The 26474-nt window shown below is 25.5% G+C and carries 21 protein-coding genes; 13 read left to right on the top strand and 8 right to left on the bottom strand.

The window, feature by feature from the left end:
• Positions 1-320: 320 nt before the first annotated feature.
• From T364_RS10495 to T364_RS0104590, 8 genes are all read right to left on the bottom strand, one after another.
• A complete protein-coding gene (locus tag T364_RS10495; RefSeq protein WP_035945365.1) occupies positions 321-11369 on the bottom strand; it encodes an OmpA family protein in 11049 nt (3682 codons plus the stop codon).
• A 27-nt stretch (positions 11370-11396) separates the two neighbouring features.
• Complete coding sequence (locus T364_RS0104560; RefSeq protein ID WP_027128523.1) at positions 11397-11729, bottom strand: hypothetical protein; 333 nt, start codon at positions 11727-11729, stop codon at positions 11397-11399.
• A gap of 331 nt (positions 11730-12060) precedes the next feature.
• Positions 12061-12351 (bottom strand): hypothetical protein, encoded by a 291-nt coding sequence (locus tag T364_RS0104565; RefSeq protein WP_027128524.1) that lies wholly within the window; start codon positions 12349-12351, stop codon positions 12061-12063.
• On the bottom strand, positions 12348-12503 hold the full coding sequence (locus tag T364_RS11185) for a hypothetical protein (protein ID WP_169733516.1): 156 nt from the start codon (positions 12501-12503) through the stop codon (positions 12348-12350). Before T364_RS11185 ends, T364_RS0104565 begins: the two co-directional genes overlap by 4 nt.
• A 59-nt stretch (positions 12504-12562) precedes the next feature.
• Complete coding sequence (locus tag T364_RS0104575; RefSeq protein ID WP_027128525.1) at positions 12563-12868, bottom strand: hypothetical protein; 306 nt, start codon at positions 12866-12868, stop codon at positions 12563-12565.
• Positions 12869-12982: 114 nt separating this feature from the next.
• Complete coding sequence (locus tag T364_RS0104580) at positions 12983-13279, bottom strand: hypothetical protein (protein WP_027128526.1); 297 nt, start codon at positions 13277-13279, stop codon at positions 12983-12985.
• Positions 13280-13348: 69 nt separating this feature from the next.
• Positions 13349-13612: a helix-turn-helix domain-containing protein gene (locus T364_RS0104585; RefSeq protein ID WP_027128527.1), complete on the bottom strand. Its 264-nt coding sequence runs from the start codon at positions 13610-13612 to the stop codon at positions 13349-13351.
• Positions 13596-13856: a hypothetical protein gene (locus T364_RS0104590; protein ID WP_027128528.1), complete on the bottom strand. Its 261-nt coding sequence runs from the start codon at positions 13854-13856 to the stop codon at positions 13596-13598. The genes T364_RS0104585 and T364_RS0104590 overlap by 17 nt, the downstream gene beginning before the upstream one ends.
• A gap of 197 nt (positions 13857-14053) precedes the next feature.
• Here T364_RS0104590 and T364_RS0104595 point away from each other — a divergent pair, with 197 nt between their 5' ends.
• From T364_RS0104595 to T364_RS0104650, 13 genes are all read left to right on the top strand, one after another.
• Complete coding sequence (locus T364_RS0104595; protein WP_035945367.1) at positions 14054-14473, top strand: helix-turn-helix domain-containing protein; 420 nt, start codon at positions 14054-14056, stop codon at positions 14471-14473.
• A 10-nt stretch (positions 14474-14483) separates the two neighbouring features.
• Positions 14484-14885 carry an ImmA/IrrE family metallo-endopeptidase gene (locus T364_RS0104600; protein WP_027128530.1) on the top strand — a complete coding sequence of 134 codons (402 nt, stop codon included), beginning with the start codon at positions 14484-14486 and terminating at the stop codon, positions 14883-14885.
• Positions 14886-14910: 25 nt separating this feature from the next.
• Positions 14911-15471 carry a GTP cyclohydrolase I FolE gene (gene folE, locus T364_RS0104605; RefSeq protein WP_027128531.1) on the top strand — a complete coding sequence of 187 codons (561 nt, stop codon included), beginning with the start codon at positions 14911-14913 and terminating at the stop codon, positions 15469-15471.
• Positions 15472-15533: 62 nt separating this feature from the next.
• Complete coding sequence (gene folK / locus T364_RS0104610; protein ID WP_027128532.1) at positions 15534-16352, top strand: 2-amino-4-hydroxy-6-hydroxymethyldihydropteridine diphosphokinase; 819 nt, start codon at positions 15534-15536, stop codon at positions 16350-16352.
• Positions 16353-16519: 167 nt separating this feature from the next.
• On the top strand, positions 16520-18028 hold the full coding sequence (locus T364_RS0104615; protein WP_027128533.1) for a hypothetical protein: 1509 nt from the start codon (positions 16520-16522) through the stop codon (positions 18026-18028).
• A 15-nt stretch (positions 18029-18043) separates the two neighbouring features.
• Complete coding sequence (gene folP / locus T364_RS0104620) at positions 18044-18865, top strand: dihydropteroate synthase (RefSeq protein WP_027128534.1); 822 nt, start codon at positions 18044-18046, stop codon at positions 18863-18865.
• Between the two features lie 117 nt (positions 18866-18982).
• Entirely contained in the window at positions 18983-20203 is a 1221-nt protein-coding gene (locus T364_RS0104625) for a Fic family protein (RefSeq protein ID WP_027128535.1), read from the top strand.
• A gap of 67 nt (positions 20204-20270) precedes the next feature.
• Positions 20271-21221, top strand: coding sequence for a PAS domain-containing protein (locus T364_RS11045; protein WP_081775670.1), 951 nt, complete (start codon positions 20271-20273; stop codon positions 21219-21221).
• Positions 21206-22222 (top strand): sigma-54 interaction domain-containing protein, encoded by a 1017-nt coding sequence (locus T364_RS11050; RefSeq protein WP_081775671.1) that lies wholly within the window; start codon positions 21206-21208, stop codon positions 22220-22222. The genes T364_RS11045 and T364_RS11050 overlap by 16 nt, the downstream gene beginning before the upstream one ends.
• 248 nt (positions 22223-22470) lie before the next feature.
• Positions 22471-23199 (top strand): gamma-glutamyl-gamma-aminobutyrate hydrolase family protein, encoded by a 729-nt coding sequence (locus T364_RS0104635; RefSeq protein ID WP_027128536.1) that lies wholly within the window; start codon positions 22471-22473, stop codon positions 23197-23199.
• Complete coding sequence (locus T364_RS0104640) at positions 23189-24388, top strand: M20 metallopeptidase family protein (RefSeq protein ID WP_027128537.1); 1200 nt, start codon at positions 23189-23191, stop codon at positions 24386-24388. Before T364_RS0104635 ends, T364_RS0104640 begins: the two co-directional genes overlap by 11 nt.
• A complete protein-coding gene (locus T364_RS0104645) occupies positions 24388-25611 on the top strand; it encodes an MFS transporter (RefSeq protein ID WP_027128538.1) in 1224 nt (407 codons plus the stop codon). Before T364_RS0104640 ends, T364_RS0104645 begins: the two co-directional genes overlap by 1 nt.
• Before the next feature lie 107 nt (positions 25612-25718).
• Positions 25719-26471: a threonine/serine exporter family protein gene (locus tag T364_RS0104650; protein WP_027128539.1), complete on the top strand. Its 753-nt coding sequence runs from the start codon at positions 25719-25721 to the stop codon at positions 26469-26471.
• Positions 26472-26474: the final 3 nt, after the last annotated feature.

The raw sequence follows: 26474 nt of genomic DNA on the forward strand, positions 1-26474 counted from the left end.
ACTAAATAGAAATCTTTAGAATAAAAAGGCCTATTTCCCTCTACCTAACATACTAAATTTTTATATTTTTCTTTATTAAATAAACTCTCTCTAATTTTAGAATAACATATTTTCCTAAAAAAATCAATTGTTTTTCGTTATTTATATACTGTTTTTTTTACTTTTACTTCTATTTTAATATTAATTTTTAATTATTATTATTTTTTCTATTACAAATTATACTCTAAGATTTTGACCGTTATTTTATTTTCTAAATATATAACAAAAACTCGAGGTTTTACCCCCGAGTTTTTATTTTGAAAAGTTTTTGTAAATACTAACTATTTTTCTATTATACTTACTTCTACTCTTCTGTTTTGTGCTCTTCCTTCTCTAGTTGAGTTTGATACAGCTGGTTTAGTTTCTCCATATGCTTTTGTTTCTATTATTCTAGTTTCAACTTTAGAAGAATCTCCTAATATATTAGTTACTTCTTTTTCTATAGATTTTACTCTTCTTTCTGAAAGGCCTTTATTATATTTTTCTCTTCCTGTACTATCTGTATGACCTTCTATTAAGATTTTTCCATCTACTTTATTATCTTTTACATATTGAGCTACTTCTTTAACACTTTCTAACTCTTTGTCATCTGCTTTATCTTTATCAAATCCAAATAAAGATTTTACATTTAATAAGTTTTCAGGAATTCCATAATCATTAAATCTGAAAGTGAAAGTTAGTCCAACAGACCAATAATCTTCATCTCTTTCAAAATCTCTTTCTGTTCTTCCTTTTAATCCTATTGTTAGATAATCTTCTTTATCAAAGTTAACTCCTATTTCTCCAGCTAAAACTCCTCTAGTTTTTTCAAGAGCTTCTAATGATGAGTAACCTGTAGAATCATTTATTGTTCTTACTCTATTTTCATCATAGTTAGTTCCAAAGTCATAAGAATAATTAACATCTCCTAAAAGGCTTACTCTCCATTTTTCTCCTAAGTTTTTAGAAATATTTCCGTTAAGTCCTAACATTGCTTTACTACTAAAGTAGTCGTTAGATTTAACTTCTATTCCTATATCTCCTTTTTCTTTAATATGTTCAAAGATTCCATATTCAAGATTTAGACCTGTGTAAATTCCAACATTACTATTGTCTTTTACAAATATAGGTTTTCTTAATTGGTTATCTAAGCCAATTTGATAAGAACCATAATGAGCTTTTCTATTTATAGAATTATTATTTATATTTCTATCCATTCTATGATAGTTATAACCAATATCTCCTCTTGTAGTAAATGTAATTCCATTGTCATACTCTTTAATTCTGTGGATTCCTCCTCTTAATGAGTAAACATCTTCCTCAGTAGCAGAACCATCAAATTTAAATTCAGTTCCTACAAATCCTAAAGTATATCCATATCTATCTAGTCCGTCAAATTCTTTCATATAGTTAAGACCTTTTGTATAATATTTGTATCCTGCTATATTTTCATTGTTGTTTGTATATTCGTTATCAGTATAGATAATATTAAATTTAGAATTTTCATATGTTGTTGTACCTGAACCAATTAACTCTTTAAATGAGTTATCATATACTCTACTGATGTCTTGCATTCTTGATTGAAGGTTAGAATATGTATTAAGTCCTGTAACTTCACCCATTATTCTATTATATTCATAATTAAATATAGTAGTATTTCCTAAACTATCTAAGTAATAGTTTAGATTTTTCAATACATCACTATCTTTTCCACCATTAGCAAGGATATTATCTAAAGAGTCTTCTATGTTGTCATATCTATCTCCAACACTTATATCTTTATAATCTACTTTGCTGACAGTTAAATCTCCCTCAACTAATTCTGTATCAAATAGAGGTGATGTATTAATATTGATGTCAGCACTTGGGTCGATAAAGTCCTCTACTGTATATGATAATCCATCTCCTTCTAAAGCAAAGTTAGAATCTAGTTTAATATCTCCTGACATTTCAGGGGCTATAAATCCAGCTCCACCAGCAGTAATATCTATTGTAGGGTTATTTAACTTGATATTGTAATCAGTTTCTAATATTCCACCAATATTTGAGAAGTTGTCATTTACTTCTAGTATTCCATTTTCATTATCTACCACTAAACTTCCTTTATCTGATAAGTTTTTATCTAGTTCTACAGTACCTATTCCATTAGAAGAAGTTACATTAATAGTTCCTGTATTCTTTAATTCTCCAACTCCCATAATTCCAACACCATTATTTACAGTAAGTGTTCCATTATTTTCAAAGAAAGAAGAACTATCTATATACATTCCTATTCCATCATTTATATTTATAATACCTTTTTCTCCATTTGTAATAGTACCACCATTAATAGCTCCCATACCTATTAATAAAGTATTATATGGAAGATTATCATTATTTCCATATGAATATTCACCTTTTTCAAGATTAATAGTTCCATTATTTATAGCTTGAGAACCTTTACCTGTAGCTATCATTCCAGTTCCTTTACCTGTTACATTAATTTCTCCATCATTAGTAGCTATAGCTCCATAAGAAGCATGTATTCCAACTCCACCATTAGATACATCTATTTTTCCATTATTAGTGAAATCTACATATCCAGCTACTTGAACTCCTGCTCCTCCATTATTAGCTACTGTTATTTCTCCAGAGTTTGTTCCTTTAGCTCTTTCTCCTGTTCCTCCAACACCATTAGCCATATAAATTCCTACAGAAGCATAAGTTTTATCTCCTTCCATTACAGCTCCACCTACAGTAATATCTCCTGTATTTTCTACTTTATTTGCTCCAGCTGAGTAAATTCCTATAGAACCATCTCCAAGAGTCATATTAGAAGCATTATCTATAGTAATTGAATTTCCAGTATCTTTAATTGCTCCATCTTCATTCTTTGTTCTTGAAATAGCCATAATTCCTGTAGCTAGATTATTAATTTCCCAATCTCCATTTCCTACTGTTATTGTATTAGAAGTTCCATCTTTTGTTCCTACAGTATTTTTATAAATTCCAGCAGTTCCTTTTCCAGAAATATCAGCAGTACCATTATAAGTTATATTACCATTTTGAAGACTTGCTATTCCTGTTGTATTTTCTCCTGATACTACTAAATTTCCATTTGTAACTTCAATATCAGTATCTCTTCCAAATACTCCAATAGCTCCATCTGAAACTGTTATTGTTCCATCATTTACAGTAACAGTATGTAGATGGTCAGCTTGATTATTTTTATCTTCTATTATATTAGCTATTCCTATACTTCCTTCTCCTGTAGCTTGGATATTTCCATTATGAATTACATCATAATTTTTAGCATAGATACCATAACTATGGCTTCCTACTTCTATATCTCCAGTTCCTGTATATGAATGAGTCCAGTTTTTATCATTAGCTGTTAGATATACACCTATAGAGTTTTTATTTTCCTTAGGATTTTCTACACTTTCATCTAATCCAACTTTTATATCTCCATTAGCTACTATTACAGAATTTTGACCAAAGATTCCAATATTATGATTTCCATCTACTTTTATTAAATCTTTTCCTTGTTCAGAAGTTAAAGTTACACTACCTTGATTATCTCCGTCTTTATAATTATTTCTTCTAATAATAGTACCTATACTATCAGATGTAGTATTATCCATAGTAATATTAAAATCATTGATTGTTCCATAAGTTCTATCATAGATGGTTCCTATTGCATATTTAGTTCCTTGTAAATAATTAATATTTATCTTACTAGAATTTATATTGTCAGCATTTTGGTAATACATTCCTACTGAATAACCCTCTTTAGTTCCAGAACCTAAAGTTATAGTTGCATCTTCTTTTAATATATTTGGACGATTTATAGTCGAACCTTTAATAAGTATTCCTGTTCCACCATTTGTTACTGTAATATTAGAAATTTTTTCTCCACTAGTAGATTTAATATCTCCACCATTTTCAATTATCATTCCAATATTACCATTATTAACTTCTAAAGATGTAAGATTATTATTTGTAAAATCAAGTACTCCATTATTTACATGTAATAAAGCTCCATTTTTCTCTACTGCGATTCCTTTTAAAGATTCCATAGTTAAGTTACTATCTTTTACATAAACAGCAGTTCCACCTTCTCCTACAGAAATATTTCTATTAGAAGTTATTGTTACATTATCATCTATTGCATTATTAGTTTTAGTTCCAACAGAAGCTACTCCTATTCCTTCTTTACCAACAGTAATATCTCCTAATTTAATAGAATCAACAGAAGAATTATTAATATATAATCCTAAACTTTCACTTCCTAAAGTAATATTTCCTATCTCTGTAGATGTAGCTGAATAATTATTTAGATATATTCCTAAATTTCTATTCTTATTCTTGTCTCCTTCTATATTACCTATAGTTACTTTATTAGCATTTCCATTTAATATAGCACCTATACTATCAATACCTGTTAATTTAATATTGTTAGAAGTAATATCATTAGCTTTTGTACCTGTATAGTAAATTCCTGTAGCATAATCTCCAACAGTTATATTTCCAGTATTATTAATAATAGTGTCTTTTCCATAAATTCCTGTTGCAAGATATGATTTTTTTTCTTGGTCAGAATAAGTGCCAGAAATAGTAATATCTCCACTATTTGTAACAGTAATATTTTTTGTTCCACCATTTCCTATTCCAGCTATTCCTACTACTGAATTTCCAGATAAATTAATATTTCCGCTATTTGTTATTTTTACTTCTTTATCAATATTATCTGATTGTTTTCCTAAAAGTCCTACTATACCATCAGAAACTACTTCCTTTTTAGAATTTTCATTTGTAATATTTGCTGATGAAATAAGAGTTCCATCTATTACATAAGCTCCTACTCCTTGATAGTTTCCTGAAGCTACTGGATTTTCTATAGAATTATTAAATGAAATATTTGTTCCCTTTCCTAAAGTTACAGTTCCACCTTTAGAATATACTCCTACTGAATATCCTTGAAGATTTAAAGTATCTCCATTTGAAGTAGTAATATTAGAACCATTTCCTCCATAAATTCCTACTCCATAAGAAGTATTAATAGTATTTCCTCCAGTTAAAGCTATTACTCCAGAATTAGTATAAATTCCTATTCCTGTCTCTTTTGTGTCTGTTTTTGTATTAGGATCATTACCCTCTGAATAAGAATTTACATTTATTGTACTTTCTGATAAAGTTAGTTTAGTATTTTTATCGTTTTCTGAAGTTCCTACTACTATTCCTACACCTTTAACTAAAGAAATATCAGTATTAGAAACATTATAATTTCCATTAGCTTCTGATTTTAAATAGATTCCATAAGATAATAAACCTTTATTATTTTCACTTGGTTTTCCATCATTAGCGATAGCATCTATTGAAATATTAGAAATACTTACTCCTGAATCTAGTGCATAGATACCTGTAGAACCTTTAGCTAAAGTTATTTTCATTCTAGTTTCATCATTTTTAATTCCACCAATAGTAGTTCCTTTATTTACATTAGTATCTGTTGAATCTTTATCAGATTTTACTACTAAAGCTGTTGTTCCACTATTTTTTTCTAAGTTATTACTATCAGCAAGTTTAATATCACTAGAAATATTAGTTCCATCAGAATAGATAGCCACATTTCCACTAGCCATATCAAAGTTTCCTGTAGAACCAATCTCTACATTTTCCCCTTTAGTATAGATACCTATTCCTAAATGAGAATTTTGTGGATTTTCTTTATCAGTTTCGGCTTTTTCATTAGTGATAATATTTCCTGTATTTTCTAGTTTACTATTTCCTGTTAAGAATATTCCTGTTCCACTCTTTGTATTATTTGTTAAAGTAATAATTCCAGAGTTATTAACAGTTCCACCTAAAGAGGCTATACCAATACCTTTTTTAACATTTCCTAAAGTAATAGTTCCATTGTTATTTATTGTAGAACCTGCACTTGCTACTAATCCTGTTACATTTTCTACTTTATTATCTTCAAATGTTCCTATTGTTATTCCACCAGTACTTCTTTTTGTTAATGTACTACCATTAGCAACATATACACCTATAGTATTTGATTTATCTATTTCCACCTTAATAGAATTATCTGATATTACAGGACTATCTTGATTAGTAGATGTATAATAAATACCTACACTATTAGGAATCTTTCCATCTTTTTCTTTTCCTGTTCCAGTTATTTTAACTGTTCCACTTCCTGATAATATAGAATTATTTAAATATATTCCTGTACCATTACTTCCATTATTATGTAATGTTAAAAATTCATTTTCTTTAACTATAACATTAGAATTATTAGCATAAACACCTATTGCTTTTCCTTCTCCTGCACCTTTTAGAGTAATATTTCCTGAAATATTTTTATCTACTTTTGATGATGTATCAGCATTATTTAGTACAACTCCTATAGTTTGTACTCCATTAGAATTTACTTCTACATTTACATTAGATAAAGCTTTATTACTGTCTGAATAAATTCCTATAGCTCCATTTTCTGCTACTACTTTACCTCTTCCTGTATAACTAGAAGTTTCATCTAAATAAACTCCTATATTATGTTCATTATCTTTATTATTACTTGTTATAGTAATAGTAATAGTATTATTATTAGTTATTGTGCTTCCATTTTTACCAGCAATTATTATATTATCTTTTCCAAGAGTTGTTTTAGAAATCTCTTTATTAATAGTAATTTCACTACTATCTCCATAGATACCTATTCTATTATTTTTTATACCATTAAAACTAATATTTTCAGAAGTTATACCATTTTCTCCTAAAGTAATATCTGTTCCTTTTAATACTATACCTGTTGTATTATCATTATTTAAATTAATATTACCTATTGAAGTTATAGAGTTTTTATCTTCTTCTGTATTATTAGTATTATCAACATAAATTCCTATTCCATTAGTAGAATTTATATCGATAATTCCACTATTAGTTATAGTTCCGTTTGTATTAGCTGCTACCATACCAATAGAAGATGGATTATTATCAGCAAGTTGTCCATTAGAAGTTATAGTTATAGTTCCATTATTAGTTATAGTTCCTTTATCTAATACTCTTATTCCTCTTCCATTATTTCCTGAAACTGTTATTTCACTAGTATTAGTAACATCTCTACCATCTACTACTACTGCTTTTCCACCTATTACATTACCCATATTAATATCTTGATTTATAGTAATAGCACTATTAGTTTTTCCCTCTTCTCCTTTAGCATAAATTCCTATTCTATCAGTAGTATTTACAGAATCTTTAGAGTCTAAACTATTAAATACTAAATCCTTATTTAAAGTAAGAGAACTATCTCCATCTAAATATATTCCTGTAGCTCCATCTCCTAAAGTAATAGTACCTCCAGTAGTAACTTTAGAATTTTGAGCATAGATTCCTACTCCTGTACTATTTCCATCATTTGTATTAGAACCCACAGTAATATTTCCTGTATTAGTAATATCAGTATTTATTCCATAGATACCAACACTTGAGTCATCTTTTGTTCCTCCACCTACTTTTATAGTACCAGAGTTTGTAACTATTCCTTTAGCTTCAGTTGTTCCTCCATCAGCAAATATTCCTACTCCACCTGTTCCTGAAGAAACATCTATAGTTCCTTTATTATCAATATTTAATGGAGTAATTTTTCCACCAAATTTATTTTTATCATCTTTTCCATCTTTAGTAGCTTCTCCATAGATACCTATTCCATTATTTCCATAAACAGTAATAGATGAACCTTCATTAACTGCTACTGTAGAACCATTTTTAGAGAAAATTCCTATTCCATTATCGTTTACAGTATCATTTATTTTTAATCTTGGGTCATTTTCTACTACTATATGACCTGCCTTATCTTTTTCTCCTATATTAATTATTCCATAATCAATATAAGCACCTATTGTAGATTTAGTATTTTTATTTTCTTGAGATATTTCAGGAGCTTTATCCACTCTATTAGCTGTTAGAGTACTACCAATAATATTAATTTGAGTATCTTCTATTTCTGTAGCTTTTTCTCCATCTTTACTTTTATTAGAGCTAATACCTATTCCAATTACTTCTCCACTAAAATAAGTGTTAGCGTCATCATTAGATAAAGTAAGATTAGTATCTGTACTCATATTTATTTTAGATTTTTGGAATTTATATTTTTCTAAAAATTCTTTATTTTGCCCATTTAAATTAATAGTTCCATTTTCAATAGAAGCCATCTTATACCCTTCTGCTCCTTTTGAAACATCTCCAATAGTTACTGTTCCAACATAATCTTCTAATGAGTCTAATCCTGGCATTCCATTTTCATTTTTAGAATCAATAGTATAGTTTCCTTTTCCATCAATATTAAATACAGTTACACCACTAGAAGTAATATTGATTTTAGAATTATCAAAAATAATTTCTCTTTCGTCATTTCCATTTATATTCTTCTTAGTAGTATCTATATTAAATCCATAAGCACTTCCACCTAAAGTTAAAATAGAACCTTGAGTAAATTCAATTTTTCCTTTTTCTCCTTTTGTATAAAGAGCAAATCCATCTCCACTATATCCTAAGTTTCCACTTACATTAGTAGTAACACCATTAGAAACTAATCCTACTTTTGTTCCTGTTATATTAACATTTCCTGTTATATTAGTATCCTTTGTTTTTGTATATATTCCTGCTACAGAATTTCCTTCTCCCTCTATTGTAGTAAACATACCCTTAGAAGCAAAATTAATAGTTCCACCTTCAGAATATATTCCTACATTACCTTCAGCAGTTTGTGAATTAGAATTATCAATTACTTTAATAGTTCCACCTAAATTTAAAATATTATTATTATATATTCCTATTCCATTTTCACCATTTACAATTATAGTTCCAGTATTATTAAAGTTTCCAGTATTATATACTCCTACTCCCTCTTTTCCTGAAATTTCTATAGTTCCACTATTATTTCCTTTATTATCGTCCATAATAGCCATACCTATATTATTATCTCCAGTAAGAGAGATAGTTCCTTTATTAGTAGCTAGAGCTTTTCCTTCATTAAGGTTATCTCCATTTTGCCAATTACTATTATTTTCTCCATCTTCAAGGGAAATTTCTCCACTAGCCATCATACCTATCATATTATTAACTGTAGAATTTTCTTTATTAGAAATCTTACCTTTATTAGTTACACTTCCAGAAGAATTAGTATCTATATAAGTATCCCCATTTTCATCCCAAGATTGTCTAGTAGATTGCATAGCTACATTATAAAAGCTTTCATCTTTTACATCTTTTCCAGCTCCACTTACATCAATAATATTACTATTAGTTATACCATACATCTCACTTCTAAATAATACTGAGTTTTTAGCATTTGCTCCAAATCTTACATTATTTAGGTTTTCGCTAGTAATAACCATATCATTTTTATTATTATCAGAATAATTTTTATCTCTTACAAAACCAATAGTTTGGTCTCCATCTACTTTAATAGATATGTTTTCAAAGTTAGCAATAGGATTACTATATTTATTACTTAAACTTTTTCCTACTACCATTCCAGCATTTTGACTACCAGCTACAACTATATCACTTGTATAATTTTCTATTATTTTATTAGTTCCATTATCATTTTCTATAGTTATATTACCTTGTTTTCCTTCTTTATTTAAATTTCCAATTATTTTAGTTTCATCAAAATATATGTCAGATTTACTATAAATATTACCCATTCTAAATCCATAGTTTTGAGTAGTACCATCTCCTATATTGATTTTTCCTATATATACATCATCTTTTAAAGTAGCTCCTTTATTATTTCCAGCTTCATTTTCTTCAAAAGATATTCCTATATTATTACTAGGAGTAAAGTCTTTTTCATTTGGTAATAATTTTGGTTTCATTATATTAATTTCACCAGCATTTATAGTTTGCCCATTTCCTTTATTATCAGAAGTTTGTACTGAATCTATCATGATACCTATCATATTTTTATCCACAACTTCTTGTACACTTTCTTCATAAGAACCTTCATTAGGATTTAATCTATTTCCTATGTTAATTGTTCCTGAATTTAAAAGTATAGAATCTTTATCACTTGAATTTATATCTCCTAACTGATGTTCTAATCCTATTAAATTTCCATAAAGAGGACTTCCTGCATGGGCTTTTGAATTTGTTGTTGCTAAATTTAATTCTCCACTAAATTCTGTTATTTTTGTATTTTCTGAGTCTGATTGATTTAATCCATTTGTAACAGAAGATAAAAATATCCTTACATAAAGGTCTGTTTTATCAGTTCCATTTCTATTTCCTTCATAAGTAAGTGTAAATGGTCCTTCTACACTTACATCTTTTCCTATTACATCACTTATATAAGTTGTTGTTGTAGGAGCTTTTCCATTAGTTTCTTTATATCCACCTGCATATTGTCCATACTTAAGTTCTGTACCATTAATAAATAAACTTTTATCTCCACGAGTGTTATCAGTATCATAAAATAATCCTCCACCAGAAACCCAAATATTAAATCCTCTATCATCGGCTTTATAATGAGTATAGTTTCTTACAGCATAAAGGTCTTTTTCGTTTCCAGTAATATAATGTGGATTTGTATCTTTTTGTTCTAAACTTCCTGATTTTATTTTTACTGTATCAAGAGAAAAACTATCTGGAGTAGTTACATTTGGAGTATTTACATTTATTTCTCCTACCACAAAATTAGATAAATCCTTAACTTCATTTATTGTAGGAGCTACTATATCAGTTTTTATAGGTTGCCCTTTTATATTATCTATATTTACATTTGTTGAAACTTCTACCTTTTCTGGTGTTGATACTCCATTTGTCAAAGTATTAAATTTATCATCCTCAATACTCTCAACAGGCATTGTTAAATCACCAAGATTCAAATCTATATCTGGTAATTTATCATTAACAGCTACTTCTCCAACATTATCAAATTTAAAATCAGGTTCTTTTACTATACTATCTTCATTAGGTAATGGATTTTTTATATCTGGCACATTAGGTTTTATATCATCTCTAATATCAGGTATATCAATATTAGGTTCCTCTTTTTTATAAGATTTACTTCCAGATAAATGTCCACTTCTTCTACCTACTTCTACAGAAGTTATTATATGAGTACTTTTATCTTGTGCATTTTTTATTACAAACAAATCTTTTCTTAATTCCAATATTTTTTCAGCAATTTTTTCTTTTTCAGTTTTTAACAATTCTTGTCTTTCATTTAGAGAAAACTCTGCTCCTAAAACAATATTCCCAGTAATTAAAAATCCAACCAAAACAGAGAAAGAATATACTCCTTTTTTCTTTAAATATTTTTTTAAAGCCTTTTCAGTTTCCACCTTATTTATCATATTTATCCCTCTTCTTTCACAGAAAAACTATTTATTTTCTAACTTTTCTAATTCAGTAAATATTCTTTCATACTCTTTTTTCTGAAGTTCTAATATTTCTTGTTTTTCCTTTAGAGTGTATTCTTTTTCCTTAGAATATTTTTTTATAAGCTTCTCATATTTCTTATCTAATTTCTTCTGAACTTTTTCATTATAACTTCCTTTTAAAACCTCTACTTGTTTTTCAGCCTCTTTTAATTCCAAAAACTTAGATACAACTACTTCTTTACTTTCTAATATTTTATCTATTCTTCCATCTGTAAAAGTTTTTTGTCCTAATAAAATAAAGAAAATAAAAAAAGATATAACTATTTTCTTCATATTTTTCCTCCATTTTTATTATTTTTTTGACTTTTTTTTATAAAATAAATAATTTTTTATTTTTTTATTGAAAAAAGTCGAAAAATGTTAATTTTTTTTATAAAAAATATAAATATATTATAATTTTACTGCAAAAAAAAAAAAAAAAAAAAGCAATCCGTTTATTGCATTTTTTTGACCATTGTAATATAAATCCGTTCATTTTAGTATTAAACATTTATAAAAAAATAACTTTTGTATTTTTGTTGTTATATTTATTTTACAAATTTCAATATTTCTTTATTATTAAATATTTTTCTCTTGTAATAATATAAAAAAGGACCAATATAAATTAGTCCTTTTTTAACAAATATTCTTTTATAATTTTCATATCTTCTCTCATTTCTTCTAATTTACTAGAGAGATTTTTGGAATTTTCTTCTATATTTTTCTTTAAAAATTCAATTTCTCTATCATAGAGTATCTTATCAACCTTTTTATCTACCTCCTTTAAAATACTCTCAATATTTTTTTGAACTTCAATTTTACTAGCTTTTTTATTTAACTCCCTTTCAATATATTTATAGCCTGTGAATATGCCTAGAAAAATTGTAGCTATAAATTTTATAAATTCAATATTCATTTTTCACTAGGTTTAATCTGTCCAAAAATTTCATTAAAGATTTTATCATCTATTTTACTATCAGTCCTTTTTACCAATTCTTTTAATAATACAACTACTACTCTTTCTATTATAGATGTAGTAAAAAATTTTTTTAATACTCCTAATATCATAAGACCCCCTTTAGAGAAAAGGGGATATTCCTTTTGTTTTAATATCCCCTATCTACAAACTATTCATCTTGAGCATTAGCTATAAAGTACTCAAAAGCTACTATTTCAGCTTTTTCTTTTCCTATTCTTCCTATAGAAGCTTCTCCAGATTTAATCTCCTTATTTACTTGTTCAATCCATTCATCATAAGAAGTATAAGGACAAGGTTCTGGAAGTGGCTCTCCATCTAACTTCATTTTTTCTAAAGTAGCTAAAGTAAGTTTATCATCTGCTAATTCCTTATTGTAATTTACCTCCCTTTTTATTGATTCCTTTAATTTGTCTAAAGACTCCTGAACTATGATTTTTGCTTCTGAATTTTTCATTTCACATCACTCCTTTTGTATTTGTTTATTTTATTTCTCTGTACATAAATTGTAACAAAATTTTTTTATAAAGTTAAATCGCCAGTTTACACCTATTTACAGTAAATTTATTTTTTATACTTCATAGGTATTTTTTATTAAATCTTGGATATATTTTTCCATATCCTCCATAATCAAATTTTGATAATTATTATATTCAATAAGTCCCTCTATTCTTTTATCTTTTTTTCTAATAATATCTTTTAATTTATTAATCTCTATTTGAAATTCTTTCTTAAACTTATCTCTGTATATTTTTTCAATTACCTCTCTACAAGCTTCTATACTATCAAGTTTTATATTCTGTCTACTGATTCCCTCTCTAGTAACCAAATCCTTAATCTCTTTTCTCAATACTGTTCTAGTGTCCATAACCTCTCCTTTATACGAAATATTCGATTTTTAATTCCAAAAAATTTTATTATTATTCATATACATTTTTTAATCTACAATATTCAATATACTTCTTATTACTATCATTCTTTTTACTCCTATTTTTACAGATAAAATTTTTCTTTCTTCCAAAGCTTTATATAAAAAAGGTCTACTGACTTTTAAATATCTAGCTACAGATGTTAATTCTCCTAACTCCCCAAATTTTAATAAAATATTTTTTAACATCAATCTATTTACTTCATTTTTAGGTTTAGCTCTTTCTAAAATTTCCTCATCTGTTAAAAATTCAAAACTATTTTTTTCCTCCATTTAACCCTCCATAAAGTTTTAATCTTAAAAATTCAATAAAAATATTTGCTTCTTTCCATGAAAGAGAATTATATTCATAAGGACTAAAAGAAAAAATCTCTCTTTTGGTAAGTTTACAATACTCTTTTTTTAATTCTTCTTTTAACTCCTCTTTAGTTTTTCCATATTTTTTACTTAACAATCCCAATAAATAAAAAATATGCCTCATCTGTTTTAATGTCAATGGAAATTGATATTTATACATAATACCTCCCTTTTTATACGTTATATTCGTATAACATTTTTAAAAAAAAATATTCACATTTTTTCTTAATTATATTCGTTGAAATCGTATTTGTCAATAAAAATTTTATTTTTTTTAGAAAATAATGTATAATATTAGTGCCTAGATACGAAATAGACGAACTAAAAAGTTATTGAACTTTAGTTAGGAGTGTGAATATGCCAGTAAAAAAATTGTCCATTGTTTTGAAGGAGCTTCGGGAAAGTAGAGGACTTACTATAAAGAGGTTAGCTGAACTTACAGGACTTGGAAATGGAACTATTGGAGATATGGAAACAGGGAAAAGCCACGGAAGTAGAAAAAGCCTTGGAAAAATAGCAAAAGTATTAAACCTTACAACAGAGGAGAGAAATATTTTAGATAGTGCTTTTTTAGGAAGAGAAGTTATATCCAGTGACGACCCTAGAGTTACAAATCTTAATAAGAGAGAAAGACTTCAACATGATGATTTTATGAGAGATGCTCTTTTATTTTTCCAAGATGAAAAGGTTTCTGATGAGGATAAGCAAAAACTTTTTGACTCTCTACAAGAAGCATTTTTTACTATAAAGTTAGCAAATAAAAGAAAAAATAAATAGGTATATGGTTATGAAGAATATAAAAAGAAAGGCTAGAACATTAATAAAAGTTTGGGGAACGGCTAATCCTTTCAAACTTGCTGAATATCTAAAAATCATCATTATTTATGCTGATTTAGGCGAGATAAAAGGATATTCTATCAAAAGACTTAGAAAAAAACTTATATGTATCAATGAAAATCTAAGTGATTTTGATAAAATGGTAGTATGTGCCCACGAGTTAGGGCATTGTTGTTGTCATGATATATCAGATATGGCATTTTTATTAAATCGTACACAACTTATTAAAAAAAGCATATTGGAAAATGAAGCTAATGCTTTTGCTAGTGAACTTCTTAAAGATTATGAAGATTATACATATGATTCTAAAATTTCTTTTGATATTTTAGAAAAAATTAAGAAGAAAAAATAAGTATAAATTAGAAAGGATATTATTTATGAGTATAAGCAAATCTTTTGATAATATTTTGCTAGAATTAGATAGTGATAAAAAATATATTAATAAAGAAGTTTTTGAAAATACACCAAGTAGAATAGAGGAATTTTATAGAGATTTCTTTTCAGGAATGAAAGTTAATCCAATGGACTTTTTTAAAAATTCTTTTGATTGTGATAATAATAATATAATAATAGAAAAAAATCTAAGTTTTTATTCTATGTGTGAACATCATTTTTTACCATTTTTTGGAAAAATTTCTCTTGCTTATATCCCTAATAAAAAAATTATAGGGTTTGGAGATATTATAAAAGCTATTGAAATTCTATGTAAAAGACCTCAATTACAAGAAAGACTTACAGAAGAAATTGCTAATGTTATTTATGAGGGATTAGGAGCTATGGGAGTTTTTGTAATAGTAGAAGCTGAACATCTTTGTATGACTATGAGAGGAGTTAGAAAACCTGGTACAAAGATTATTACATCTTGTGAAAAGGGAATTTTTAAAGATAACTCATCTAAAAAACTAGAGGTTATGACATTATTAAAATTAAATGATTAAAGTATTAAATTTTTTATATTAATGTATATATACATTAATATTTTTTAAGGAGAATATATAAAATGGATAAAATTATTATTGAAAATCTTGAGCTTATAGCTAATCATGGAGTTTTCAAAGAGGAAAAATTCTTAGGACAAAAGTTTATAATTTCTGTAGAAATGACTACTGACACTAGAAAAGCTGGAAAGACTGGAGATTTATCTTCATCTACTCACTATGGTTTTGTAGCTGATGATATTGAAAAACTTTTTCTTAGTGAATCTTTTGATTTAATTGAAACTTGTGCTGAAAAAATTGCCCAAATGATACTTACTAAGTATAAACTTATAACTGAAGTAAAAGTAACTATAAAAAAACCTTGGGCTCCAATCAAAAAACATTTTGATTTTGTGGCTGTAGAAATTACTAGAAAATGGCATACTGCTTACCTTTCTCTTGGTTCTAACATGGGAGATAAAAAAGCAAACCTTTTAGAAGCTATTGAAAATATTAAAAAATTGGAAGATACTAAAGTTACAAAAGTTAGTACAATTTTAGAGACAGAACCTTATGGTTATACAGAGCAAGATATGTTTTTAAATGCTTGTATAGAGGTTAAAACTCTTTTGACTGCCTCTGAATTAATTGAAAAATTATTAGAAATAGAACTTTTAATGGGTAGAAAAAGAATTATTAAATGGGGACCTAGAATTATTGATTTAGATATATTACTATTTGATAATGATATTATAAATACAGAAAATTTGACTGTTCCTCACCCTTATATGTGTGATAGAATGTTTGTTTTAGAGCCTCTTTTTGAGATAGCACCTTATGTAATCCACCCTATTAAAAGAGCTTCTATAATGGAATTAAAAAAATTATTAGAGGAAAAATAAAAAAATATTAATGTATATATACATTAATATTAAAATTTTAGAATTTTTTATATTTATTTAAAAATAGTTGCTCTTTTAGTAACTATTTTTATTTTATTAATTATATATTTTTTTATTAAAATATGGTATATTAAATCATAACTTTTAATTTTTAGGAGTATATAATTATGAATAAAAGTTTTGATAAACACTTAAATTTATTTTGGAATTATAATGGAAATCCTTATTTAGAAGATAATTTAACTAGAGCTTTTATTGTTACTCTTTCTTCTCTTTCAAAACAAGAACAAATAAAATTTATAAATTTTTTTACTAATCAAAATTTAAACTATACAGAAGATATAACTATTACATTTGATTTACAAAATCCCTATATTTCTAAAGAAACTATTGCAAAAACTTCTAAGAAATTTTTGATAGGATTTAATCCTTCAGGAAAAGTTTGGGGAGATACAAAATATAATAGTATACTTAATTTGGATATTGATATAGATATAAAAAAATTAAATGAAAATAATTATAAAAAATATTTAGAAAATATTTTACCTAAAGAAACAAAAGAATTATTAGATGAAATTGATGAAAATAAACATAGTGGAGCTGAAAAAATAAAAGATATACTTTTAACAAAATTTTATAAAGGTGACGCTAGATTAGATGGTTGGATTTTTATTTTTAAAAATAATTTTTTAGATACAGTTATAGGAATAGAAACTAAGCTTTGGGACTTAGACCCATTCCAACTAGTTAATCACAAAGAAAAAATATTATCTTTAAAAAAAGATACTATTTTTAAAACATTTAAAGAAGTTTGTAACTATCTTAATAAAAATATCAATAATAATAAAATTGTTTTTCATTTTCTAAATTATATGGAGTTATTAGGTCATTATTCAAAAACAGAAAAAATTTCAGAATCTGATTTTACCTTTGCTTTTGAAAATAATGATTATTATTTACTTAATAAAAAATTCTCTAATTTTATAGATATGTATTTTACTTCTCCAAACTATAAAATTTTAGAAAAAAAATTTGATTTAGAATATAATAAAAAAACTAGAAGAATAATTATTAAAAAAATTGGAGAAAAAAATATTGGAAATATTTATTTCGATAGTTATTTTGAAAAAGAAAAAAAACTAGTTTTTTTCATAGGAACAGAAATAGGAGTTGCTAATCGTTATTCAAATGAAAAATTTTCTAAAAAAATTAATGATACTAATTTTAAACTTCTCTTAAATAAATATTATCCTAATGAAAATACTCAAGAACTTTATTCTAGTTTTGAAATACTTTTGAGAATAAATCAATGTAGTTACTCAAATCCAATATATATTACAAGTTCAAATTCTTTAAATAATATATTAGATAAAAAATTAGAATACAAATATATGAATCATTTAACTAAATATCAATGTATTGATTTCATAAAAAAGATTACAAATTTTAATGAAACTAATAGTTACTTAAAAGATAAAATCACTATATTAGAAAAAAGGGGTGGAGAAAATTCAGTTGCAGATAATTATAATATATTAAGTTATTTAAGATTTATAGATTTTATGAAACAACCTTTTATTTTAGAAATAGATGAAAATACTTTTATAGAAAAATTTCATCATATTTTAGAAAAACATATAATAGGATTAAAAAATATTTTTGACTATATCAACTAAAAGATTGGAGAGTTTATGAAAATTATAAAAACAAAAGATAAACAATTAGAAATTGGTAAAAGAACATTGATTATGGGAATACTTAATATTACTCCAGATTCTTTTTCTGATGGTGGAGATTATTATGATATTGACAAAGCTATAAATCATGCAAAAAAAATGATAAGAGATGGAGCTGATATTATAGATGTAGGTGGAATGTCTACTCGTCCAGGGCATGAAGAAATATCTGTTGAAGAAGAAATTAATAGAGTATTACCTGTTGTAAAGAGACTTGTAAAAGAGGTAGATTGTTTAATTTCTGTTGATACTTATAGATGGGAAGTAGCTTTGGAAGTTTTAAAAGCAGGGGCTCATATTATAAATGATGTATGGGGGCTTCAATATGACAATGGAGAGATGGCTAAAATTGTTGGAGAATACAAACCAATATTAGTGGTTATGCACAACCAAAATTCTAAAGAGTACAAAGAAGATATTATGTTATCTATGAGAAAGTTTTTTGAAAAAAGTTTTATGCTTATAGACAATAATAATATTCCTCGTGAAAATGTCTTTATTGACCCAGGAATTGGTTTTGGTAAAGATATCACTCTTAATCTTGAAGTTTTAAGAAGATTAGGAGAGTTAAAAGATATTGCTCCTATACTACTTGGTACTTCTCGTAAAAGATTTATAGGTACTTTACTTGGAGATGTGCCACCTAAAGAGAGATGTGAGGGAACTATATCTACTAATATTTTAAGTATTGATAAAGGTGTGGAAATTATAAGAGTACATGATGTGCTAGAACATAAAAAAGCTTTACTTGTAGCTGATAAAATAATAAGAGGGTAAATAATAAGCTATTTTATATTTTTATTATTATTTTTTATAATTTAAAATATAAAAATAGCTTTTTTTATATTTTGTTTTATGATATTATATAATATAAATATAAAAAGGAGGTTTTTTATGAAAATATATGAACCTTTAACAAAATTATATTATAAGGGCCTTAATACAGAAGAAATATATTTACAAAGAATTAATAATATTTGTTCTTATAATACTAATCTAAAAATATTTCCCATATTAAGAGGAGAAAGAGTCACTAAAAATGAGTTTTCTCTTTTTTATCTTCCAATAAATGAATTATCTTTATTGCAAGAAAAAATTTTTTTTAATAGTAAAGATATTTTATCTTTAGCTTCACTACTTCCAGAAGTAGCTCGTAAAGCTTGTATTAAAGATATAATGACAAATGAGATTAATAGAACAAATGGTATAGAGGGAGTTTATTCTACTAAAAAAGAGATTTATGAAAGTATGGCTTCTACTAAAACAACTCGTTATTCTGGAATAATTAATAAATATATACAAATTATAGATAATAATATTACTAATATAAATTCACCAGAAGAGATTAGAAAAATATATGATGATATTTTTTCTGAAGATATTTTAAAAAATCCAGAAAATCAATTAGATGGAAAATTATTTAGAAAAAATAAAATAAATATTTCAAATGGAGTTAGAAATATTCATACAGGAGATACAACAGAAGAAAATATAATTTCTCATCTTAATGATTTAATTAATTTTATGAATATAAAAGAGATTCCTTCATTGATAAAAGCTTCTATTGTTCACTATTATTTTGAATATATCCATCCTTTCTATGATGGAAATGGTAGATTTGGAAGACTTCTTTTTTCTATGTATCTTGCAAGAAAAATAGATATCTTTACAGGTTTATCTCTTTCTTATGCAATTTTTAGTGACAAAAAAACTTATTCAGACTTATTTTTAGAAACTTCTAATGTTAAAAATTATGGAGAAGTTACTTTTTTTATAACTGGTATGCTTAAGTTTATTATAAAAGGACAAGAAAGCATTATCCAAATGTTAAAGGATAAAATAGAGAAATTAAATTTTGCTTTTGCTTATACAGCTAAGCAAAATAATATTGAAGATATTGAAAAAACTATTTTAATTATCTATATACAAAGTTATATTTTTGCTAAAGAAAATCCTTTATCTGACAAAGAATTACTAACTTATATGGATTTTAAATCTATATTAACTTTAAAGAAACATTTAACAACTTTAACAAATAAAGGTTTTATTACTCAAACTTCAAATCGTCCAATAACTAGAACTATATCTGATAATCTAAAAGAGATATTTGATTAAATATCTTAATTTTACCTATAACTGATAAAATCATAAAAAAATAATTTCAATAGAAGAGAGGGAAAATATGAAAAAAATTATTATTTTAACCGATTTTAAAGGAGAACTTTCTTTAGATTTAAAAAATACACTAAAAAAAATCTTTGAAAATTATGTAATAATTGAAAATCTATATCTAAATAGCATAAAAGAAAATGATATTATTGATGGTGATGTTATCCTATTTATGTTAGAAAATAGATTTGAAAAATATAGCCATCATATAAAAAATAAAGAAAATGTTATAATTATTTCTAGAACTATAAAAAAAGAAGTATTAAAAAAACTAGAAGTTTTGCCAAAAGATGAACCTATTTTAGTTGTTAATGATTTTTATGAAACAACTTTACAACTAACTTCTTTATTATATAGGACTAAATATAAATATTTAAAACTAATTTCCTATAATGAAAAAGAAAAAAAGGATTTATCTTATATAAAATATGCTATTACACCAGGAATAAAAGAAAAAGTTCCTAAGGGAATCACAAATATAATTGATTTAGGAGTTAGAGTATTAGATTTATTTACTATTATTTCTATTGCAAATAAATTAAAATTAAATGAAAATATAAAAATTATCAATAATATACTTTTATATATTGATGAAATTGTTTTTATAAAAAATGGAATTGAAGAACATTATAGAGATTTATATCTAAAAAATAAAGAGTTAGAAGGATTATTAACTAATAATAGTGATGGTATTATTTTAATCAATGATAAGAATAAAATTTTATTTTTCAATAAGAGAGCCTGTGATTTTCTTAATATCCCTTTAGAAATAAATCAATATTTTTTCAAAATTATAGAATCTAATTTACATATTGAGAATTTTGAAAATAAAAAAAATGACATAATTGAAATAAAAGGAAATTTTTATTATATTTTATTTAATCAAATTAAACTATATAATAATCAATATCTTTTAATATCTCTTAAAGATATTACTGAATTAAAAAAATGGAAGATATTATAAAAGAAAAATTGATTTCTAATGGTTTTCTAGCAAAATATAATTTTTCAAAAATAATTTATAAATCTGACCTTATGAAAGAATGTATTGAAAAAGCTAAGATTTACTCTAAAAGTGATAATACTATATTGATAACGGGAGAAAGTGGAACAGGAAAAGAATTATTAGCTCAATCAATTCATAACAATTCTTCTAGAAAAAATTTCCCATTTATTGCTATTAATTGTGCTGCTATACCTGAAAATTTATTTGAAAGTGAATTATTTGGATATGAAAAAGGAGCTTTTACAGGAGCTTTATCTTCTGGAAAAAAAGGACTTCTTGAAAAAGCTAATAATGGAACTGTATTTTTAGATGAAATTGGAGATATGCCTATATCATTCCAAGCAAAATTATTACGGGCTATAGAGGAAAAACAAATTATGAGAATAGCTGGAAAAGAAAATATTAATATTAATGTAAGATTTATTTCAGCTACTAGTAAAAATTTATTTAAAGAAATGAATGAGGATAAATTTAGAATAGATTTATTTTATAGATTAAATGTTTTACCTTTAAGTGTTCCTCCTTTAAGAAAAAGAATAGAAGATATTACTCCTCTTTTTAAAACATTTATAGGAGATAAAAATATAAAAATTCCTGAAAATATTCAAAACGCTCTTAATAATCATTATTGGAAAGGAAATATAAGAGAATTAAGAAATGTAGCTGAATATTGGTTACTTATGAGAGATACTAATTCCCCACTTCCAGAATATCTTAACTTTAAAAAGGAAAATTTTGATGATGAAATTAAACTAAAAATTTTAAAATATATAAAAATAATTGGAAATAATATAGGACAAAATAAAATATTTAATTTTTTAAAAAATGATAATCTAACAATCTATAAATTTAAACAGATATTATCTGAATTGGCAAAAGAAAATTATATTAAAATAGAAGTTGGTAGAAAAGGATGTTCTTTAACTGAAAAAGGTTTAAATTTAATAAATGAAGAGTAAAAACAAAAATTCTATTTTTATTTTTCAATAATTAGAGATTATTACATAAATTATGTAATAATCTCTTTTTTTATAAATAAAATTTTAATAATAATATTTCTATTTTATTTTTATTTATTTTCTTTTTTTTATAATATTTTGTATATTTATAAATCATTATTTTCTATTTTTAAATTATTATTTTTATTTAAATGCTGGTATGAAAATTGCTTATTTATTCTTATAAATTATTTTTTTAAGGAGGATTTATGAAACCTTTAATTGGAATAACTACTTTTGATGAAATGAAAGATGGGATAAAAGGTATGTACTCTATAGTACATAAAAGATATGCTGATTCTGTTATTCTTGCTGGAGGTATTCCAGTACTAATTCCTTTAAATGAAAATATAGATGGAATTAAAGAATTAGTTAACAGATTAGATGGAATTATTTTAACTGGTGGTAATGAATATATTCAGCCACATCTATATGGAAGAAACTCTACAAGAGAAATCACAGAAATTAATCCTATAAGGGATTTAGTTGAACTAGAAGTTTTAAAAGAGGCTTATGAACAAAATAAAACTGTATTAGGTATTTGTAGAGGAATGCAACTTATAAATACTTTCTTTAAAGGAGACCTTTATCTAAATGTCTACAATGAAGTTGAAAATGTAGAATGTCATATGGCAAATAGTACTCAAAAATATTATCTTTATCATGATGTTAATTTAGTTAAAAATAGTTATTTAGAAAAAATATTAAATAAAGATAAAATAGGAGTTAATACTTTCCATACACAAGCTGTTAGAAATTTAGGAAAAGATTTAAAAATTTCTGCCATTTCTAATGATAAAATAATAGAGGCTATTGAACATAAAAATAATAATATTTTTGCTGTTCAATGGCATCCTGAAGCTTTAACTGAAAAATACAATGACCATTTAGAAATATTTAAATTCTTTGTAAAGAGATGTGGTGCCAATGAAAATTAATGATTTAGAAATTAGAGATGGTTTAAAAGAAGAAATTATAAATTTTAGAAGATATTTACATCAAAATCCTGAATTAAGTAATTTTGAATTCAATACTACTAAAGTATTAAAAGAAGAATTAGAAAAACTTGGTTTAGAAATTGTTGAAAGAAAGAATAAAACAGGAATTGTTGGAATATTTAAAAATCCTAATAATTCTGAAAATTGTAAAACTATCTTAATAAGAGCTGATATAGATGCTCTTCCAATGGAGGAATTGACAAATTGTCCTTATAAATCTCAAACTAAAAATGTTATGCACTCTTGTGGACATGATGGACATACAGCAGCTTTATTAGGAGCAATCAAAATTATTTTAGACAATAAAGATAAGATAAATGGAAATATAAAATTTTTATTCCAACATTCAGAAGAATTAGGTAGTGGAGCAAAAGAATGGGTTGATGAAGGAGTTCTTTCAAATCCAAATGTTGACGCTGTTTTAGGATACCATGTTATGCCTATTCCAGAAGGAAAAATAGGAATAAAAGAAAATGAAATGTGTGCTGCTTCCACTGTATTTGAAATATTAATTAAAGGAGTAGGAGGACATGGAGCTTATCCTCATAAAAATATCAATCCCATTTTTATAGGAACTGATATAATTCAAAAAGTCCCTGGAATGATAATTAATAAATTTGATGCTTTAGACTCATTAGTTATTAACTTCTGTACTTTTAATGGAGGAACAAAAGATAATATAGTTCCTGAAAGTGTAAGACTTTCTGGTACAATAAGAAGTTTAAAAAATTCTGTTGGAAAAAAAGCTGTAGAGATGTTAGAGAAACTTTCTAAAAATATAGCTGAAATCTATGATGGAGAAGCTACTGTAAATATACTAGCCAATATTCCAGCTGTTGAAAATGATAGTAGTTTAAATAAAATTATAGAAATTTCAGCAAAAAATATTTTAGGGGAAAATTCTGTAATTTTTCTCCAAAATGCTTCTATGGGCTCAGAAGATTTTGGACATTTAAAACAAAAAAATATAGAAGGAGCTTATTTCTATATTGGTTATTACAATGAAGATAAAAAATATACAATAAGTAACCATAATCCACAATTTGATTTTGATGATAGTATTTTATTTCCACTATCATTAGTTACTGTAGAAACTGTTATAAATTATTTTAATAGAGGTGATAAATAATGAGTAAAAAACTTTCTAAAAACTGGATAACATTACTTATTCTAGCATTAGCTGGTGGTTTAGTATTTAAAATTCCTTATTTAAAATACTCTTATTATGATGCTTTAATTGAAGCATTACAAATAGATGATATTCAATTAGGTGTCTTAACAAGTTCTTTTGGTATAGCCTCAATGGTTTGTTATTTTCCTGGAGGTTGGGTAGCAGATAAATTCAAAGCTAAAAATCTACTTTGTTTTTCTTTTATAGCACAAGGTCTCTTAGGTTTAATTTATTCTACTTTTCCTAATTATAATATAGTTTTATTAATACATATAGCTTATGGAGCTGTTGTTTGTTTAACTTATTGGTCTGTTGCTATAAAAGCTGTTCGTTTACTAGCTACTGGTGAAGATATTGGAAAAATGTTTGGCTTCTGGGAAGGTGGAAAACAAATTTCTGGTCTAATTATTTCTTATACAGCTTTGGCTATTTTTGCTAGATTTGATGTTGAAAGAATTGGTATGACTTGGATTTTAATAATTTATTCTTCAATATTAATTTCTATAGGAATTTTATTACTATTCCTATTAAAAAATGTTGAAAGTACAGAAAAATCTGCTATTTCTTTAAAAGATATGTTTACTATTTCTAAAGAACCTAAAGCTTGGATTTTTGGTTTAATGGTTTTCACAGCTTATCACTTCCATATTGGAATGAACTTAATAACTCCATATTTAACAAGATTATTTAATGTAAGTTCTACTAAAGCTTCTGGAATATCTATGTTTATGCTTTATGTAGTTGGATTCTTTGGAGCTGCTGTAGCTGGTACACTAGTTGATAAATTTAAATCAACTTTAAAAGTTGTTACTTATATGCTTGTTCTTGCTGTATTATCTCTTGTTTTATATTTGATAGTTCCAGTTAATATAAACTTTACTTTCATAATCATAACTTTATGGGGACTAGCTCAATTCTCAAACTTTGCCATCAGAGGAGTTTATTTCTCTTCATTAGGTGAAATTGGAGTTCCTAAAGAAAGAACTGGATTATTTATTGGATTTGCTTCTTTCATTGGATTTATCCCTGATACATATTTCCATATGTTAACAGGTTTCTTCTTAGGAAAATATCCTGGACAATTTGGATTTAAATTATGTTTCATCTATATGTTAGTAATGACTGTTTTATGTCTATTAGTAGTTTCTTACTTAAAAAATAAATATAAAATTGAAAACTAATTTTTAAAAAGGAGAGTTATATTTTACACCAAAATCTTATACTCCCCTTTATAAACTTCTTTTTTATTAATTAATTTGGAAAATATTTACATACTTTTGAGGGAAAAATGGATAAAGAATTTGAATATAGAGTCCTTAATTTAGCAGGAGATATAGGTGAAAATCTTTTAAAAAATGGTTCTGAGGTATATAGAGTAGAAAATAGTGTTTGTACTATTGCCAATTATTTTGGTTTTTTTCCTCAATGTTTTGCTACTTTAACTTGTATAATTATAACTTTTGAAAATTCTCAAGGAGAGATTATCTCTTTAGTAAGAAGAGTAAAAAATAGAGGTACTAATTTAGATAAAATTTATAAAATCTCCTCTTTGATTAAGAATATTAAAAATTATAATATCGAAAGTTTTGAAACAACTTTAAAAAACATAATAGAAGAAAAGCCAAATAATTTTATTATTAATACACTAGGCTTTTGTTTAGGAAGTAGTTTTTTTTCTATACTTTTTTTGGGTAAAATTGAAGATTTTATAGCTTCTTTAATTTCAGGATTTATAGTGGCTATTTTTTCAAAATTATCTGATAAATTAATATTAGGTTCCTTTTTTACTAATTTATTGTGTGGATTTATAGCTACAACATCAGCTTGTTTTTTTCAATATATAGGTTTTATTTCTGAAACTTCTATCACTATTATCTCTACTCTTATGATACTAGTTCCTGGAGTAGCTTTTATTAATTCTATGAGAGATATTTTTTCTGGAGACTTAGTAACTGGAATTTCTAGACTTTTAGAAGTAGTTATGATAGGAACATCTATTGCTATTGGGTCTGGAATTGCCTTAAAACTTTTTTTACATTAGGAG

Source organism: Fusobacterium perfoetens ATCC 29250 (assembly GCF_000622245.1).
In the GTDB taxonomy this organism is placed as follows: domain Bacteria; phylum Fusobacteriota; class Fusobacteriia; order Fusobacteriales; family Fusobacteriaceae; genus Fusobacterium_B; species Fusobacterium_B perfoetens.

Coding starts and splice junctions, on each gene's coding strand:
- T364_RS10495 (WP_035945365.1), bottom strand. CDS start 11,369: ATGATAAATAAGGTGGAAACTGAAAAGGCTTTAAAAAAATATTTAAAG.
- T364_RS0104560 (WP_027128523.1), bottom strand. CDS start 11,729: ATGAAGAAAATAGTTATATCTTTTTTTATTTTCTTTATTTTATTAGGA.
- T364_RS0104565 (WP_027128524.1), bottom strand. CDS start 12,351: ATGAATATTGAATTTATAAAATTTATAGCTACAATTTTTCTAGGCATA.
- T364_RS11185 (WP_169733516.1), bottom strand. CDS start 12,503: ATGATATTAGGAGTATTAAAAAAATTTTTTACTACATCTATAATAGAA.
- T364_RS0104575 (WP_027128525.1), bottom strand. CDS start 12,868: ATGAAAAATTCAGAAGCAAAAATCATAGTTCAGGAGTCTTTAGACAAA.
- T364_RS0104580 (WP_027128526.1), bottom strand. CDS start 13,279: ATGGACACTAGAACAGTATTGAGAAAAGAGATTAAGGATTTGGTTACT.
- T364_RS0104585 (WP_027128527.1), bottom strand. CDS start 13,612: ATGGAGGAAAAAAATAGTTTTGAATTTTTAACAGATGAGGAAATTTTA.
- T364_RS0104590 (WP_027128528.1), bottom strand. CDS start 13,856: ATGTATAAATATCAATTTCCATTGACATTAAAACAGATGAGGCATATT.
- T364_RS0104595 (WP_035945367.1), top strand. CDS start 14,054: ATGCCAGTAAAAAAATTGTCCATTGTTTTGAAGGAGCTTCGGGAAAGT.
- T364_RS0104600 (WP_027128530.1), top strand. CDS start 14,484: ATGAAGAATATAAAAAGAAAGGCTAGAACATTAATAAAAGTTTGGGGA.
- folE (WP_027128531.1), top strand. CDS start 14,911: ATGAGTATAAGCAAATCTTTTGATAATATTTTGCTAGAATTAGATAGT.
- folK (WP_027128532.1), top strand. CDS start 15,534: ATGGATAAAATTATTATTGAAAATCTTGAGCTTATAGCTAATCATGGA.
- T364_RS0104615 (WP_027128533.1), top strand. CDS start 16,520: ATGAATAAAAGTTTTGATAAACACTTAAATTTATTTTGGAATTATAAT.
- folP (WP_027128534.1), top strand. CDS start 18,044: ATGAAAATTATAAAAACAAAAGATAAACAATTAGAAATTGGTAAAAGA.
- T364_RS0104625 (WP_027128535.1), top strand. CDS start 18,983: ATGAAAATATATGAACCTTTAACAAAATTATATTATAAGGGCCTTAAT.
- T364_RS11045 (WP_081775670.1), top strand. CDS start 20,271: ATGAAAAAAATTATTATTTTAACCGATTTTAAAGGAGAACTTTCTTTA.
- T364_RS11050 (WP_081775671.1), top strand. CDS start 21,206: ATGGAAGATATTATAAAAGAAAAATTGATTTCTAATGGTTTTCTAGCA.
- T364_RS0104635 (WP_027128536.1), top strand. CDS start 22,471: ATGAAACCTTTAATTGGAATAACTACTTTTGATGAAATGAAAGATGGG.
- T364_RS0104640 (WP_027128537.1), top strand. CDS start 23,189: ATGAAAATTAATGATTTAGAAATTAGAGATGGTTTAAAAGAAGAAATT.
- T364_RS0104645 (WP_027128538.1), top strand. CDS start 24,388: ATGAGTAAAAAACTTTCTAAAAACTGGATAACATTACTTATTCTAGCA.
- T364_RS0104650 (WP_027128539.1), top strand. CDS start 25,719: ATGGATAAAGAATTTGAATATAGAGTCCTTAATTTAGCAGGAGATATA.